This is a genomic window from Nocardioides sp. GXQ0305 (assembly GCF_050880345.1).
Lineage (GTDB): Bacteria > Actinomycetota > Actinomycetes > Propionibacteriales > Nocardioidaceae > Nocardioides.
Genome location: NZ_JBNYXG010000003.1, coordinates 243,884 through 258,712 on the forward strand (window position 1 = coordinate 243,884; position 14,829 = coordinate 258,712).

General features: G+C 74.2%; 18 protein-coding genes. 11 read left to right on the forward strand and 7 right to left on the reverse strand.

What is annotated here, in order from left to right; genetic code table 11:
* The first annotated feature begins 72 nt into the window (after positions 1-72).
* Positions 73-597: a GNAT family N-acetyltransferase gene (locus ACQ1X7_RS09725; protein ID WP_432478339.1), complete on the forward strand. Its 525-nt coding sequence runs from the start codon at positions 73-75 to the stop codon at positions 595-597.
* 52 nt (positions 598-649) lie between these two features.
* Positions 650-1,183: a hypothetical protein gene (locus ACQ1X7_RS09730; protein WP_432477980.1), complete on the forward strand. Its 534-nt coding sequence runs from the start codon at positions 650-652 to the stop codon at positions 1,181-1,183.
* Between the two features lies 1 nt (position 1,184).
* Here the strand turns inward: ACQ1X7_RS09730 and ACQ1X7_RS09735 are convergent, their stop codons facing one another.
* Entirely contained in the window at positions 1,185-1,859 is a 675-nt protein-coding gene (locus tag ACQ1X7_RS09735; RefSeq protein WP_432477981.1) for an alpha/beta hydrolase, read from the reverse strand.
* Between the two features lie 121 nt (positions 1,860-1,980).
* Here ACQ1X7_RS09735 and ACQ1X7_RS09740 point away from each other — a divergent pair, with 121 nt between their 5' ends.
* Positions 1,981-2,541 carry a hypothetical protein gene (locus ACQ1X7_RS09740; RefSeq protein ID WP_432477982.1) on the forward strand — a complete coding sequence of 187 codons (561 nt, stop codon included), beginning with the start codon at positions 1,981-1,983 and terminating at the stop codon, positions 2,539-2,541.
* Position 2,542: 1 nt separating this feature from the next.
* Here the strand turns inward: ACQ1X7_RS09740 and ACQ1X7_RS09745 are convergent, their stop codons facing one another.
* Entirely contained in the window at positions 2,543-3,493 is a 951-nt protein-coding gene (locus ACQ1X7_RS09745) for a helix-turn-helix transcriptional regulator (protein ID WP_432477983.1), read from the reverse strand.
* 62 nt (positions 3,494-3,555) lie between these two features.
* On the opposite strand from ACQ1X7_RS09745, the gene ACQ1X7_RS09750 reads away from it, so the two are divergent.
* From ACQ1X7_RS09750 to ACQ1X7_RS09760, 3 genes are read left to right on the forward strand one after another with little or no spacing between them, the layout of a single operon-like run.
* Positions 3,556-4,365, forward strand: coding sequence for a DinB family protein (locus tag ACQ1X7_RS09750; RefSeq protein ID WP_432477984.1), 810 nt, complete (start codon positions 3,556-3,558; stop codon positions 4,363-4,365).
* A 60-nt stretch (positions 4,366-4,425) separates the two neighbouring features.
* Complete coding sequence (locus tag ACQ1X7_RS09755) at positions 4,426-5,310, forward strand: aldo/keto reductase (protein WP_432477985.1); 885 nt, start codon at positions 4,426-4,428, stop codon at positions 5,308-5,310.
* A 58-nt stretch (positions 5,311-5,368) separates the two neighbouring features.
* A complete protein-coding gene (locus ACQ1X7_RS09760) occupies positions 5,369-5,788 on the forward strand; it encodes a hypothetical protein (RefSeq protein ID WP_432477986.1) in 420 nt (139 codons plus the stop codon).
* A gap of 7 nt (positions 5,789-5,795) precedes the next feature.
* On the opposite strand, the gene ACQ1X7_RS09765 is transcribed toward ACQ1X7_RS09760, so the two are convergent.
* The 4 genes from ACQ1X7_RS09765 to ACQ1X7_RS09780 form a co-directional block, all read right to left on the reverse strand.
* Positions 5,796-6,392 (reverse strand): dihydrofolate reductase family protein, encoded by a 597-nt coding sequence (locus ACQ1X7_RS09765; protein ID WP_432477987.1) that lies wholly within the window; start codon positions 6,390-6,392, stop codon positions 5,796-5,798.
* 22 nt (positions 6,393-6,414) lie between these two features.
* Positions 6,415-6,990, reverse strand: a complete 576-nt coding sequence (locus ACQ1X7_RS09770; protein WP_432477988.1) for a dihydrofolate reductase family protein — start codon at positions 6,988-6,990, stop codon at positions 6,415-6,417.
* 146 nt (positions 6,991-7,136) lie between these two features.
* Positions 7,137-8,210, reverse strand: a complete 1,074-nt coding sequence (locus ACQ1X7_RS09775; RefSeq protein WP_432477989.1) for an oxidoreductase — start codon at positions 8,208-8,210, stop codon at positions 7,137-7,139.
* A 43-nt stretch (positions 8,211-8,253) separates the two neighbouring features.
* The gene (locus tag ACQ1X7_RS09780) at positions 8,254-8,718 is read right to left on the reverse strand and encodes a GNAT family N-acetyltransferase (RefSeq protein WP_432477990.1); all 465 of its coding nucleotides are present in this window, start codon (positions 8,716-8,718) and stop codon (positions 8,254-8,256) included.
* Positions 8,719-8,803: 85 nt separating this feature from the next.
* Here ACQ1X7_RS09780 and ACQ1X7_RS09785 point away from each other — a divergent pair, with 85 nt between their 5' ends.
* Positions 8,804-9,208, forward strand: coding sequence for a VOC family protein (locus ACQ1X7_RS09785; RefSeq protein WP_432477991.1), 405 nt, complete (start codon positions 8,804-8,806; stop codon positions 9,206-9,208).
* 298 nt (positions 9,209-9,506) lie between these two features.
* Here the strand turns inward: ACQ1X7_RS09785 and ACQ1X7_RS09790 are convergent, their stop codons facing one another.
* Complete coding sequence (locus ACQ1X7_RS09790) at positions 9,507-9,773, reverse strand: acylphosphatase (protein WP_432477992.1); 267 nt, start codon at positions 9,771-9,773, stop codon at positions 9,507-9,509.
* A gap of 130 nt (positions 9,774-9,903) precedes the next feature.
* Here ACQ1X7_RS09790 and ACQ1X7_RS09795 point away from each other — a divergent pair, with 130 nt between their 5' ends.
* From ACQ1X7_RS09795 to ACQ1X7_RS09810, 4 genes are all read left to right on the forward strand, one after another.
* Positions 9,904-10,710 carry an SRPBCC family protein gene (locus ACQ1X7_RS09795; RefSeq protein WP_432477993.1) on the forward strand — a complete coding sequence of 269 codons (807 nt, stop codon included), beginning with the start codon at positions 9,904-9,906 and terminating at the stop codon, positions 10,708-10,710.
* Positions 10,711-10,762: 52 nt separating this feature from the next.
* Positions 10,763-11,863 carry a GNAT family N-acetyltransferase gene (locus tag ACQ1X7_RS09800; RefSeq protein ID WP_432477994.1) on the forward strand — a complete coding sequence of 367 codons (1,101 nt, stop codon included), beginning with the start codon at positions 10,763-10,765 and terminating at the stop codon, positions 11,861-11,863.
* 340 nt (positions 11,864-12,203) lie between these two features.
* Positions 12,204-13,967 (forward strand): ABC transporter ATP-binding protein, encoded by a 1,764-nt coding sequence (locus ACQ1X7_RS09805; protein WP_432477995.1) that lies wholly within the window; start codon positions 12,204-12,206, stop codon positions 13,965-13,967.
* Complete coding sequence (locus ACQ1X7_RS09810) at positions 13,964-14,800, forward strand: serine/threonine-protein kinase (RefSeq protein ID WP_432477996.1); 837 nt, start codon at positions 13,964-13,966, stop codon at positions 14,798-14,800. Before ACQ1X7_RS09805 ends, ACQ1X7_RS09810 begins: the two co-directional genes overlap by 4 nt.
* Positions 14,801-14,829: the final 29 nt, after the last annotated feature.

A 14,829-nucleotide genomic window follows, 5' to 3' on the forward strand; every position in this document is an offset into this window, starting at 1 on the left:
CGCAGAGCGCCCTCCTCGGGAACCGTCGGGGTGCGGCCCGCCACCCACGCACGCTTCCCGGACGTGGCGACGATGGTCGGCCCGAAGCGACCCGACGCCAACGTCTGCTGGTGCCTGAGCCACCGGATCGACGCGAAGACGAATCGCGAGCTCACCGGCACCGACCGCAGGGCCTACGTGGAGGACCTCACCCGTCGGCCCGTCTCGCCCGGCGTGCTCGCCTACGACGGCGACGACGTGGTCGGCTGGGCGGCGGTCGCGCCCCGGTCGGAGCTGCCGTTCGCCCGTTCGACGAAGATCCCCCACGTCGATGACCTGCCGGTGTGGTCGGTGTGGTGCCTCCGGGTCCGGCCCGGCCACCGCGGCCTTGGCGTCTCGCACCACCTGCTGCGGGGCGCCGTCGACTACGCCCGAAGTCAGGGCGCGCCCGCCGTCGAGGGCTACCCCGCCGACAACGGGACCCGGAAGGTCGACCCGACGATGGCCTACGTCGGCACCCGCAAGCTGTTCGAGGACGCCGGCTTCGTGCTCGCCTCCCGCACCGACGCGGTCTCGGGCGGGTTCCCGCGGGTGCTGATGCGGCTCGACCTGCGATGACTCACGCCCGTGGTGCGCTCAGTGCGTTCCGGCTCGGACGGGGGCCCCGGCGATGACCGGCGTGATCGCGCCGACCCCGGGCGAGGTCGTCCGGGCGCTGCCGGGCGACGACCTGGTGCCGCACGCCGTCGTGGTGATGGACCGGGCCTGCACGCTCCCCGCCCCGCCGGAGGAGGTGTGGCCGTGGCTGGTGCAGCTCGGCAAGCGCCGCGCCGGCTGGTACCTCCCGCGGTCGGTGGAGCGCTGGGTGCCGCGCTCGCGCCGGGCCCTGCGCCGCCTCGACCCGCGGTGGCAGGACCTCGCCGTGGGTGACGTGATCCCCGACTGGGGTGGCCGCGACGAGACCTTCGAGGTGGCGCTCCTCGACCCGCCCCGCGCCCTGGTCCACACCTCGCGGCGCGGCCGCACCGACGTCAGCTGGGCGCTCTGCCTCGAGGCGCGGGACGACGGCGCCCGGCTCCAGCTCCGGCTCCGGCTCGGGCCCGTGCGGCACCCGCGGCTCGTCGGTACCGTCGGCGACGCCTTCGACTGGCTGACCGTCCGTGGGCTGGCGGCCGGCCTCGCGGAACGCGTCGCGAGCCGCTGACTCACCCCTCCACCCAGGTCCGTCCGCCGATCACCTCACCCACCGGCCCCGACACTGGGTGGTCCAGCAGGGTCGCCGCCGCGAACTGGGCGGCGTAGCGGTCGAACCGGCCGTGATGTCTCAGCATGGCGTGACGACCGCCCGCCACCGACACGAAGCCGACGCGTGCCGTGCGCGACAGGTCGCGGGCCACCGCGCGGGCCCGGCCGGGATCGGCGATGCGATCGTCGGTGCCGTGGACGAGGAGAACCAGGCGTCCGCCGAGGTCGCGGCGCCCGTCGTCCGCGTAGACCCACGGCGCGAGCGCCACCACGCTCCGCACCTCGGGGCGGTCCGCCGCGAGGAGCGCGGCGCGGCCGCCGAGCGAGTGGCCGACCAGGCAGGTGGGCACCGCCGTGCCGAGCCGCTCGACCATGCGGTCGAGAGCCCAGCGCGCGTCGTGCACCGGCGTGCGGTCGGTGTCCCATCCCCGCGTCGAGTTGAGCAGCCGCACCACGGCCAGCCGACCACGTCCCGCGCGGGCGACCCGGTGGGCGATGGGGTACATCCGGACCACCGAGAGCTGGGTCGGACTCACCGGAACGCCGTCGCCACGGCTTCCGCCACCGTGCATCAGCACCACCAGTCCCGCAGGGTCACGCGGGACGCGGACGTCGAGCAGCCGGGCCCGGCTCACCGGTGGGTATCCCGAGTCCTGCGCACGAGGACTGCCTACCGGTCGACACCAAACGGCCGGGGAATGCCGGGCCGGGTCACCGGGTACGCGACGGGTCAGGACCCAGACGGAGGGAGACCTTGTGTCCGAGAAGAACACGTTCGTCCGCAGCCTGCACGACGTCGGCCTCGCCGCGTGGTTCGGCAGCTCCCTGATGGGGGCGGTCGGCCTCAACGGGGCTGCGGCGGCTGCCCACGACCCGCAGGAGCGGCTGCGGCTCGCCGGCATCGGCTGGAAGAAGTGGCAGCCCTTCGACGCGGCAGCGGTCGGCGCACACCTCGTCGGGGGCACCGGCCTGCTGGCGACCAACAAGGCGCGGATCGCCACGCAGCCGGGAGCCAGGGCCGTGACGGTGGTGAAGACCGCTCTCACCGGGGCCGCCGTGGGACTCTCGCTCTACAACAAGCAGCTGGGCCAGCAGGCCGGGCGTCGACGGCAGGAGGGGCCTCGGGGAACGACCGAGCCGGCCTCGGACAACAGCGAGGAGCTCGCCGCGACCCAGCGCCGGCTGCGTTACACGCAGTGGGCCCTGCCGGCGCTGACCGGATCGCTCGTCGTCCTCGGTGCCCTGCAGGGTGAGCAGCAGCGTCCCCAGTCGCTGCTCCGCAACCAGCTCCGGCGAGTCCCCGACCCCCGCCGCTGAATCACTCGAGAGCGGCCAGGACCCGGTCGACGAGCGCCTGGGAGGCGGACCGCAGCTCGGGTCCCCCGAGGATCCGGAAGGGATAGGGGAGCCGGGCGAGGTCCTCGGCGTACTCGGCGGGGTTGCTCGTGCTGCCCTCGATCCGGCAGCCGCCGTCCGGGTCGGCGACCGGTCGTCCGAGGTGGCGCGGCAGGATCCGCGCGACCGCCTCGGGGGAGGCCGCGACGTGCACCTCGGTCGCGAACTCCCACCCGGCCGCGAGGTGGTCCTCGAGCTCCTGCACCGGGTCGAGGGCCGGCGGCGGGGGGAAGTGCTCGACCAGCACCTCGGCGCTGGTGACCCGGTCGACGCGGTAGGCGCGGCGGGCGTCGAGGTCGCGGCGGTGGCACAGCAGGTACCAGCGGCCGTGGCGGACCACGACCGCCCAGGGCTCCACCTCGGTCTCCCAGGCCCGGCCGGACTCGGTGCGGTAGCCGATCCGGAGCAGCCGGTGCTCGCCGCACGCCCGCACCAGCGTCGTGGTGGTGCCGGGGTCGGGCCGGGCGGCTCCCCGGTCAGGTGCCGGGGCCGCCGTACGCCGCACCGCCTCGGCCTGCGCGGCGACCGCCTCGGGCAGCGCCCGGACGATCTTGCCGAGCGCGCTGCCGACCGGGTCGTCGACGTCGTCGGGGTCGCGGTGGGCGTCCAGCGCGGCCATCACCAGGCCCAGCGCCTCGGTCGCGCTGAAGACCAGCGGCGGCAGCCGCAGCCCACGACCCACCCGGTAGCCGCCGTACGGGCCGCGCACCGACTCGACCGGGATGTCGGCCTCGCGCAGGATCGCGACGTAGCGCCGTGCCGCCCGCTCGGTCACCCCCAGCGCGGCACCGAGCTGGTCGGCGGTGATGCCGGGACGTGCCTGCAGCAGCTCGAGGGCGCGCAGGGCGCGGGCGGTGGGACTGGTGTCGGGCACGCCGCACAGCCTAGGACCGGATCCGGAAGGGTTCCGTCCGCTTCAGCTCCTAGGGTCCCCGCATGACCGAATTCCGGGACCAGGACCTGAGCGGAGCCACCTTCGACCACGTGCTGCTGCGGGGCGCGCGGATCCACGACGCGGACCTGTCCGGCGTCGAGTTCCGCAAGGTCGACCTGGTGGGCGCGCGGTTCCGCAACGTCGACCTCTGCGACACCCGGCTGCGCGGGGTGCTGCTCGGCCGGGTGGAGATCGACGGCGAGATCGAGGACCTCACCATCAACGGCGTCGACGTCGGCCCCCTCATCGAGGCCGAGCTGGACCGGCGTGAGCCGGAGCGGGCGAAGATGCGACCCACCGATCCCGAGGGCTTCCGTGAGGCCTGGACCGTCCTGGAGCGGCTCTGGGACGGCACGGTCGCACGCGCCCGGACCTTCCGCCCCGAGCAGCTGCACGAGTCGGTGGACGACGAGTGGTCGTTCATCCAGACGCTGCGGCACCTCGTCTACGCCACGGACGTCTGGGTCAACCGGGTGGTCCTCGGCGACCCGCTCCCGTTCGACGCCCTGTCGCTGCCGTTCGACGAGGCCGAGCCCCACCCCGACGTGCCGTGGGACCGTGAGGCGCGGCCCTCGCTCGACGTGGTGCTGGCGCTGCGCGCCGACCGGTGGGCGACCGTACGCCGGGTGCTGGACGAGCTGACGCCCGAGCGGCTCGAGGGGCACACCGAGCCGGTCGACGGCCCGGGCTGGCCACCGCCCGACGCCTACCCGGTGCGCGAGGCGCTGCTGACCGTGCTGAACGAGGAGTGGCACCACCGGAAGTTCGCCGAGCGCGACCTCAGCGTCCTCGAGCAGCGGGCCGCCGGCTGAGCGTCCGAGGCGTGGCCGACGCGAGATCGTCCTTCCGGGTGAGTCCGTAGGGTCGACAGCATGCAGACACGAACCATCGGCAACGACACCGTCGGACGCGTCGAGGTGGGGGCGATCGGGCTCGGCCTGATGACCTTCGACCAGACCGGCACCCAGCCGCGCGAGCAGCTGCTCGACACGGTGCGCGCCGCGCTCGACGCGGGCGTGATGCTGTTCGACACCGCCGACGCCTACGGTCCCGGCGAGGAGAAGGGGGCCGGTGCGCAGGGCGAGAACGAGCGGCTGATCGCCTCGATCCTCGACGAGCTCGGGGTGCGCGACCGGGTGCTGCTGGCCACCAAGGGCGGTCACGTCCGCGCCGACGGCGGCCGGTGGGAGACCGACAGCACGCCCGGCCACCTGCACCGCGCCGTCGACGAGAGCCTGCAGCGGCTCGGCGTCGAGCAGCTGGCGCTGTGGCAGCACCACCGCCCCGACCCGGACGTCGACTACCACGACGTGATCGGGACCCTCGCCGAGATCGCCGACACCGGGAAGGTCGCCCGGATCGGCCTGTCCAACGCCGACCCCGACCAGATCCGGGCCGCCCACAAGGCGCTCGGCGACCACCTGGTCAGCGTGCAGAACCAGTTCAGCCCCAAGTTCCGCAGCAGCCGGCCCGAGATCGACGTCTGTGAGGAGCTCGGGCTCGCGTTCCTGCCGTGGAGCCCGCTCGGCGGTCTCTCCGACGCCAAGGAGCTCGCCGAACGGCACCCCGCCTTCGCCGACATCGCGTCCGATCGGGGCGTCAGCGCCCAGCAGGTGGCGCTGGCGTGGGAGCTGGCCCAGTCGCCGGTGGTGATCCCCATCCCCGGCGCCAAGCGGCCGTCGTCGATCATCGACTCGGCTGCCGCCGCCGACCTCGAGCTCACCGCCGACGAGCTCGCCCGCCTCGACCGGGGCTGAGGCCGCTTCACCCCACCGGGCGTTTGTCCCCTCCGGGGTGGCACGGCAGGGTGGGGGCATGGTCGACGACGCGAGGAACGACGGTGGCGACTGGGGCGAGCACGACCTCGACCCCCGGGAGCGCGAGGAGGCCGAGCTCAACCTCGACGACCCCAGCGCAGGCGACGACGAGCCGTGGTCGCCGCCCGACCGACTGCCGCGGGGCTCGGAGTTCGTCGGCCTCGACACCGAGGAGGGCGAGACGCTGGACCAGCGGCTGATGCAGGAGGAGCACGAGTCGGGGACGGCGTACGGCGCCCCCGACGACAGCGCGGAACGGGAGGCCGCCCGGATGGTCGGTGGCGACGACCCCGACGCCATCCCGGCAGAGGAGGACGTGCTCGGTGGTCCCGCCGGCGACGACGCCGCCTATGACGGCGAGGGTCCCGAGGAGTCGGCGATGCGCGTGGTCGAGGACGACGCCGACCTCGAGGAGTGACCGAGCCCTAAGGTCGCCGCCAGGTCAGGTGCGTGACGTCGGGGGTGGCGCGGGCGGAGACCGGCACCAGCGACAGGTCCGGGACACCGTCGAAGACCCGTAGGCCCTCGCCGACCGTGAACGGGACGACGTGGAGCCGCAGCTCGTCCACCAGGTCGGCGGCGAGCGCGGCGTTCAGGGTGGTCACCCCTCCGGCGATCGACACGTCGCCTCCGCCAGCCGCGGCCCTCGCCTGCTCGACCGCCGCGTCGATCCCGTCGGTCACGAAGTGGAAGGTTGTCCCGCCCTCCATCTCCACGGGCTCGCGCGGCTCGCGGCCGAGGACGAAGACCGGGCCGTGGTACGGCGGCTCGGGTCCCCACCAGCCGGTCCACGACAGGTCCCAGTCGCCGCGGTCGGGGCCGAACATGTGGCGACCCATCACGTACGCACGGGCCTGGGTGATCGCGGCGAGCTCGTCGGCGTGGTCTTCGGCGTGGTCGAACATCCAGGCCTGGTGCAGCCGCTCGCCCACCCGGGGGCCGAACGGGTGCTCGCGGGACTGGTCGCGGCCGGCGCCCACCAGGTCGAGGGAGACGGCCATGTCGGCAGTGACGCGGGTCATGTGGTCCTCCTGGGTCTCGTCGTCACCGGACGACGTCGTAGCAGAGCTTCTGGATGCCGTTCGCGTAGGACTCCTGCTCCACGAGCCGCAGGTTGGCCTTGGCGCCGTCGTCCGCGAACAGCTTCTTGCCCCCGGTCCCGAGGAGCAGCGGGAACACCAGCAGGTGGTAGCGGTCGACCAGACCGGCCGCCGCCAGGCTCTGGGCGAGCCGGGCACTGCCGTGGACCTGGATCTCGCCGCCCTCGGTCTGCTTGAGCGCGGCGACGTCGTCCATCGAGCGCAGCAGGGTGGCCGGCTGCCACGGCGAGGAGGCCACGGCGTCCTCCGCCAGCGTGGTCGACACGACGTACTTGGGGATCTGGTTGTAGCGCTCGAACTCCTTCATGGTCGGCCACACCTCGTGGAACGCCTCCCAGCTGACCCGCCCGACCAGGAGCGCGCCGGCCTCCTCCTGCTCGCGGGACTTGAGCTCGTACGCCGCCATCTCGGGCTGGACCTCCTTGAAGGTCCACCCGGTGTGGGGATACCCGGACTCGCCGCCGGGGCTGTCGACCACGCCGTCGAGGGACATGAACTCGGTGACGACCAGGGTGCGCATGGTGGTTCTCCTCCAGTGTCGGTGCGGGTGCCTGTCACCCTCTCCACGAACAGGTCCCGACAGGATCGACACGTGCAGCGGCGAAATCTCGTCGGCCGCGCGACGGGTCGACGGCAGGCGGACGGTTCCCCCGACGCCCATCGCCGTCAGCCCGCCCGCGCCACCCGGCCGTTCCCGCTGGCGGCCCAGCAGGAGCCGTCGCGGGTGCAGTCGAGGGTGTGGTAGCCGGTGTCGCTCACCTGCTGCCAGGTACGGCCGCCGTCGGTGCTGATGCTGGTGCCGAGCTCCGGGCCGGACTCACCGGTCGCCACCAGCAGCCGCCGGCCGACCCAGGCGACGTCCTCACCGAGGTGGGCCAGGTCGCCGCCCGCGCGCCAGCCGTGCCCGGTGTCGTACGCCGTGCCGTCGGGCTCCTCCGCCGCCGGGTCGAAGTCGCCGCCGACCGCGACCCCGTGGCGAGCCCCGCGGAAGGCCAGCGCGAAGACCCCGGCGGTCTCGCCGGCGGCGAGGGTGGAGTCGGTGGCCTCCCAGGTCAGGCCGTGGTCGGCGGAGTGGAAGACCCGCGCGCGCTCGCCGCCGGTCCCGAACCAGGCGTGGCGTCCGTCCACCACGAGGCAGTCGCCGCTGGCGGAGAAGTTGAACTCACCGGTCGAGTCCGGCATCCCGGTGCTCGGCAGCACGCGCCACGAGCGGCCGAAGTCGTGGGTCGCGATCACCCGGAACCTGCCCTCGCTCGCGGGCGGGTCGCTGACCGCGAGGCCGTGGCGGCCGCCCCGGGAGAAGTCGAGGCAGTTGTAGAACGCCTCCTCGTCGGTGTTGCGGAACGTCTCGGTCCAGGTCTCGCCACCGTCCCGGGTGCGCCAGATCCGCGAGTCCTCGCCGTAGCCGACCGACATGACCACCGCGGTGTCGGCGTTGCGTGCCTCGACGTCGCGCAGCGAGAGGCCCGCCGTGCCCGGCGGGCTCACGTCCTCCCAGGTCCGCCCGCCGTCGAGGGTGCGCCAGACCGAGCCGTCACCGCCGCTGGTGCTGCCCCCGCTCACCCACGCCGTACGGGCGTCGACGGCGTCGAGGCCACGGAAGCTCTGGTCGGGGTCGACGACGGTCTCGCGGAAACCGGGGCCCTCGGTGCCGCCCGCACCCTGGGTCGCGGGGGCCGGCACGGCGGCGGTGGCGGTGAGGACGGCGGCGGCGAGGACGGACTGCCCGAGAGGGTGCATGTCCTGCACCCTGCCGGGCGCCGTGCGGGGTGTCCAGCGTCGCCTACAGCTCGATCTCGTAGAACAGCATCCGGTAGTCGGTGCCGGGCGCGACGTTGACGAACCCGTGCCGCTCGTAGAAGCGGCGGGTGTCGGTGTCGACCTCGTCGACGTTGATGTGCATCTCGCCGGCGCTCCGCTCGCGGCACAGGTCGAGCGCGCGTTGCAGCAGTGCGGTGCCGATGCCCTGGTCACGCAGGTCGGGGCGCACGTACAGCTCCTCGAGCTGCGCCAGCGGCCCGTCGTAGTACGGCGCGGGCCGCAGCGTCAGGTAGGCGAACCCGGTCGGGTCGGCGTCACCGGACAGCAGCACCACCACCTCGTCGAGGGCCAGCAGTCGCTCGAACCGCGTCGCGAACTCCTCGGCCGACGGCGTCGGCGAGTCGAACTCGGTGTTGAAGTCCCACAGCAGGCGGCCCACCACCCCGGCGTCCGCGGGGTTCGCGGTCCGTACGTCGGCGTCGCCCATGCGCCCGAGGCTAGCCACCCGGGACGGCGACGTCCCGCCGATAAATCGCGCGACCGGGGGCGCCGTCCGCTGGCACGCTGGCGCCATGACGGACCTCCAGATCCAGTGCTTCCTCCTCGACTCCACCGACCCTCGCCGTACCGCCGCCTTCTGGCAGGAGGCGCTCGGGTGGCGCCGCACCCACGACGAGGACCACGAGGTCGTGCTCGAGCCGCCCGCGGGGAGTCCGCAGGACGGCGTCGCGCCGGACCTGCTCTTCCTCCGCGTCCCCGAGGGCAAGACCGTGAAGAACCGGTGGCATCTCGACCTGCGGCCGAAGGACCAGGCCGCCGAGGTCGCTCGCCTCGAAGGGCTCGGCGCGACCCGGACCGACGTGGGCCAGGGCGACGACACCAGCTGGGTGGTGATGGCCGACCCCGACGGCAACGAGTTCTGCGTGCTCCGCGCGTTCACACCCGAGGAGCTCGAGGAGATCGCCGCCGGCGGTTGAGCTGCGAGGCGCCTGCGTGCGGCCGGAGGTTGAGGTGCGAAGGCCCCCCGGGCCTGAGCCTCGAAACCCCCGCACTGACGCAGGGCGGCCACCACCGTGGGTCCCGGCCCTGCCCGTTCTCCGGGGGTTTCGAGGCTCGGCGCTGGCGCGCCTCACACCTCAACCTCCGGGGGCCGGCGCGCCTCACACCTCAACCTCCGGGGGCGCGCCTCACACCTCGACCTGCGGGGGCCGGCGTGCCTCACACCTCGACCTGCGGGGGCCGGCGCGCCTCACACCTCGACCTCCGCGGCCGGGCCTACCTGATCTCGAAGCCGGTGGAGCCGGTGGTCGGGACGTCGGAGGTGTCGACGCGCTGGACGGAGGCGTGCGGGGGGCCGCTGCGGCACCAGGCGACGAGCGCGTCGACCTCGGCGTCCTCGCCCTCGAACTCCGCCTCGACGGTGCCGCCGCGGGTGTTGCGCACCCAGCCGGAGACCTGCCGCGACTGCGCCTCCCGACGGCAGGAGTCGCGGAAGAACACGCCCTGCACCAGGCCGCTGACCTCGACGTGGACCCGCTTCATCCCCCCATCGTGGCACCCACGCCCGCCGATGCCCGGGTGCAACCTCGACGGCCCGCCGACACCCAGGGTCCCGTGGCCGACCCTCGGAGGGTCCATGACCAGCGGTCCCGGGCACCCTAGGTTTGGTCCCGTGCGCCTGACAGCCGAGACCGACGTGCTGGCTCCCCTCGAGCGGGTGTGGTCGCTGACCGAGGACCTCGAGGCCCTGCCGACGGTCACGCCGACCATGACCTCCGTCGAGCGGCTCGACGACGGCCCGCTGAGGACGGGGAGCCGGGCCCGGGTCCTCCAGCCGCGGCAACGCCCGGCCGTGTGGAGGGTGCGGTCGGTGGAGGCGCCGCACGAGCTGGTCTGGGAGGCCACCACCTCCGGAGTGCGGATGGTCGCCGGCCACCACCTGTCCGAGGTCGAGGGCGGCACCCGCAACCTGCTGGTGCTCGACGTGCTCGACGGTGGCGCCGTCCTGGGGCGGCTCGCCGCCCCGCTGCTGCGGCGGGCCCTGGCGACGGAGAACGACGGGTTCCGGCGGGCCGCCGAGGACCTCGAGCGACCGGCGTACGTCGACGAGCACGCGGTCGAGCTCCCGGTGCCGCCCCGGAGGGCCTGGGCGGCGGTCCGCGGCTTCGTCGACGACCTGCTGGCCCGGGGTGAGGAGAGCCGGCTCACCGGGCTGCTCGCGACCGACCCGCCAGCCGGGTTCGCGGTCGCCGCGGAGCAGCCGCCCCACCTGCTGAGCCTCGCGGGTCGGCACCGGTTCTCCGACTACGTGCTCGACCTGCGCGTCGCTCCGCGGGGCGACGGCGCGCGGGTCACCGCGGTGACCTACGCTGACTTCCCGGGGGCGCGGGGGAGGGCCTACCGCGCCGCCGTGATCGGGTCGCGCGGCCACGTCGTCGCCGTACGCCGGATCCTGTCGGCGATCGGGGAGCGTGCATGAATCACCCCCTTCGAATGCTCGCTCCGCTCCGCTTCGAACAGGGACCCCGAAGATGAGCGGGGAGGTCACCGGCCGGTGGCGCAAGCCCACGATCGTCGGCGAGCACGTGGTGCTGCGCCCGGTCACGGCGGCCGACGCCGACGGGCTCTGGGAGCTGGTCCACGACCCCGAGGGCAACGACCTGACTGCGACCACGGCGACGTTCACGCGCGAGGAGATCGACGCGTGGTGCGCCAGCCGAGCCAGCCAGGACGGACGCCTCGACCTCGCGGTGGTCGACCGGGCCACCGGCGAGTACGCCGGCGAGGTGGTGCTGAACGAGCACGACCCGGACACCGACTCGGCCAACCTCAGGATCGCGCTGCGCGGGCCGGCGTACTACGGGCGCGGCCTCGGGACCGAGGCGACCGGCCTGCTCGTCGACCACGCCCTGCGGACCATCGGCCTGCGCCGGCTCACGCTCGCCGTGCTCGCCCGCAACCCGCGGGCCCGGCGCGCCTACGAGAAGACGGGCTTCCGGGAGACCGGCCGCCACACCGAGGACGGCGAGGAGTGGGTCGAGATGGCGATCGACGCCTCGCGCCTCGCGCCCGCCTACCCGATCGTGACCGAGCGGCTGCTGCTGCGACCGCTCGACCGCCCCTCCGACGTCGCCGCCATGCACCGCTACCGCTCGATCGAGGAGGTGTGCCGCTACGTCCCGTTCAGCCCGGGCACCCTGGAGGAGATGGCCGAGCGGTTCCGCGACCCCGAGCGGACCCGGTCGGTGATCGACGCGGAGGGCCAGGTGCTGTCGCTGGCGATCGAGCGACGCGACACGGGAGCCATGATCGGCGACCTCGTGCTGTTCTGGCACGGCGTGGCCGACGGGCACGCCGAGGTCGGCTACGTGCTGCACCCGGACCACGAGGGGGAGGGCCTCGCGACCGAGGCCACCGCGGCTCTGGTCGATCTCGCCTTCGACGGCGGGCTCCCGGTCCACCGGGTCTCGGCCCGGATGGACCAGCGCAACACCGGGTCGGCCGCGCTGGTCCGCCGGCTCGGGATGCGGCACGAGGCGACGTACGTCGACGGCGAGTGGTTCAAGGGCGAGTGGACGACCCTGCTGGTGTTCGGTCTGCTCCGCAGCGAGTGGGAGGCGCTCCGCGGCTGACCCGGTGTCCACGGCACGTGAGGGCCCTCTCATGCCGACCTCACCTGCCTCCCACGTCGGCCGGAGAACGTAGGTGCCGAACCGGGGACAGGCCCCGGTCGGACACCAGGAGGACACCATGGCCGCATCCGGTCTCGTGACCGCTCTCCAGCCGGCCCGCATGGCGCGGGCCGCCCGCTCCGACTCCAGCGACGACCGCCGTCGGAGGCGGCGTCGGCGTCGGCGTCGTCGGAACCGCAGCCGCAGCCGTTCGAGCTGACGGCTCCCGACGACACGAGGGCAGCGGGTGGGTGGCTCCCGGTACGAGCCGCCCACCCGCCCTCCGCGAAGGATGGCAGGGATGCGCAGGACCTGGCAGCGGCTGGGTGAGTGGATGCGGCCGGAGCGCGACGACGACCCCCTGGTCGCGCAGGCCGCCGGACTCACCCTGCTCCAGGTGTTCCGCAGGTTCTGGCCGCGGCTGCGGCCGCTGCGGTGGTGGCTGCTGCTGAGCCTGGTGGTGCTGGCGCTGCTGCCGCTCGTCGAGATCGCGGAGATCCTGCTCTTCCAGCGGCTGGTCGACGACGTCCTGGTGCCGGCCGACTTCGGGCCGCTGGTCTGGCTCGCGCTCGCCTACCTCGGCCTCAACCTCGTCTCCGGCGTCGTCTCCGGCGTCGACGACTACCTCGCGACCTGGATCTCGCAACGCTTCCTCGTCGACCTGCGCCGCGACGTGTTCGCCCACGTGCTGGCGCTGCCGGCGCACGTGCACGACCGGCGCCGGCTCGGCGACGTGATCTCGCGGCTCACCACCGACGTCGCGACGGTGGAGCGGTTCATGGTCAGCCAGCTCGCTGCCGGTGTGGGTGCCGTCGTACGACTGGTGATGCTGGTCGCCGCGCTCCTCTGGCTGCAGTGGCAGCTCGCCCTGGTCTCGCTGCTGGCCGCACCCCTGCTGTGGTGGGTCTCGGCCCGCTTCGCCCGGTTCACCAAGGAGGCGTCCCGCGAACGACGGCGCCGCGGTGGCTCGCTGTCGGCGGTCACCGAGGAGAGCCTCGGGAACGCCGGGCTAATGCAGCTGTACGGCGCCGGGGACGACGCGGTGTCGGGCTACGACCGCCAGAACCGGGCGATCGCCGGCGCGGAGCTCGCCGGGTCCAAGGTCCGTGCCGTCTTCCTGCCCCTGGTCGACCTGGTCCAGCTGGTCGGGATCCTGGTCGTCGTCACCCTCGGCGTCTGGGCCCTCGCCACCGACCGGCTCACCCTCGGCGGCCTGCTGGCCTTCCTCACCCTGCTCATCCAGTGCTACCGGCCGGTGCGGGAGCTGTCGGACCTGCTGCCCAGCCTGTTCGCGGCCACGGCCGGCATCGAGCGGGTCGTGGAGCTGCTCGAGGAGCCGCCCGTCGCCGACCGGCCCGGGGCGGTCCCCCTGCGTCCCGGGCCGGGCGACGTACGGCTCGAGGGCGTGACCGCGGCCTATCCGGGCACCTCGACCCCCGTGCTGCGCGGCCTCGACCTCCACGTGCCCGCCGGCCAGGCGGTGGCGGTCACCGGGCCGAGCGGCTCCGGGAAGTCGACCCTGGTCCGGCTGCTCACCCGGCAGCTGGACCCGGACCACGGCACGGTCCGCCTCGACGGCCAGGACCTCGCCGGCTGCACCGGCGACTCGGTCCGGGCCGCCGTGACCGTGCTGCCCCAGGAGACGCTGCTGCTCGACGCCTCGGTCCGTGACAACATCGCGCTCGCCCGCCCCGAGGCCACGGACGCCGACGTCGAGCGGGCCGCCCGGGCGGCGGATGCCCACGCCTTCGTCTCCGCGCTCCCCGACGGCTACGCCAGCCGGGTCGGCCAACGAGGCCGGCTGCTCTCCGGCGGGCAGCGGCAGCGGCTCGCCCTGGCCCGCGCGCTCCTGCGGGACGGCCCGGTGCTGCTGCTCGACGAGCCCACGACCGGTCTCGACGACGCGGCGGCCGACCGGTTCCTCGCCGCGCTCCGGCACGCCGCGACCCACCGCGGCCGGACCGTCGTCGTCACCACCCACGACCCGCGCGTCCTCCCCTACGTCGACCGCGTGGTCGCGCTGGACCCGCGGCCGGCGGCCCGACCCCTGGAGCCGGTCCGGTGATCGGCCGGGAGCGCGCCGAGGCCTTATCCCCGGTCCCGGTCGGCGAGGAGCTCCTGCCGGGGTACCGGGTGGTCGCGCTGATGGCGCACGGCCGCAGGCTCGACACCTACGACGCGGTCGACGAGGACCGCGACTGCCGGGTGGTCGTCAAGCTGCTGCGCGAGGACCGCCGGCACGACCCGCGCGTGGTCGCGTCGGTGCTGCAGGAAGGGCGGCTGGTCACCTCGCTGGCGCACCCCCACCTGGTCCGTGGGCTGGCGGCGTTCGAGGTCCCGGCGCCCGCGATGGTCCTGGAGACGCTCACCGGGGCGACGCTCGGCGCCCTGGTCGAGGACCGGCCGCTCGCCGCCACCGACGTCGCCCAGCTCGGGCTGCAGCTGGTGTCGGTGCTCGGCTACCTCCACCGGCGCGACTGGCTGCACCTCGACCTCAAGCCCGCCAACGTGGTCGTGCAGCACGGTCGGGCGGTGCTCCTCGACCTCAGCCTGGCCGGCCGGCCCGGTGCGGGCCGGCCGGGTGCGGGCACCCGCGGCTACCTGTCGCCGGAGCAGGCGCTCGGGCAGGGGCTCTCCCCGGCCTCGGACGTGTTCGGGCTCGGTGTCACGCTCCACGAGTGCCTCACCGGCGAGCTGCCGTTCGGCGACGAGGCCACCTGGGAGAGCCGCCGTCGGTGGCCGCTGGTCCACCGCCGGCTGCCGCGTCGCCCCGACGTCCTGCCGGACGGCGTACCGCGGGAGATGTCGGACCTGCTGGCCGGCTGCCTCTCCCTGGATCCCGCGGACCGTCCCGACCTGGGGCGCGTGAAGGACGTCTGCACCGCTCTCGCGGAATAGGCTTCGCTTCGGAATCGTTAGTCGCTCTG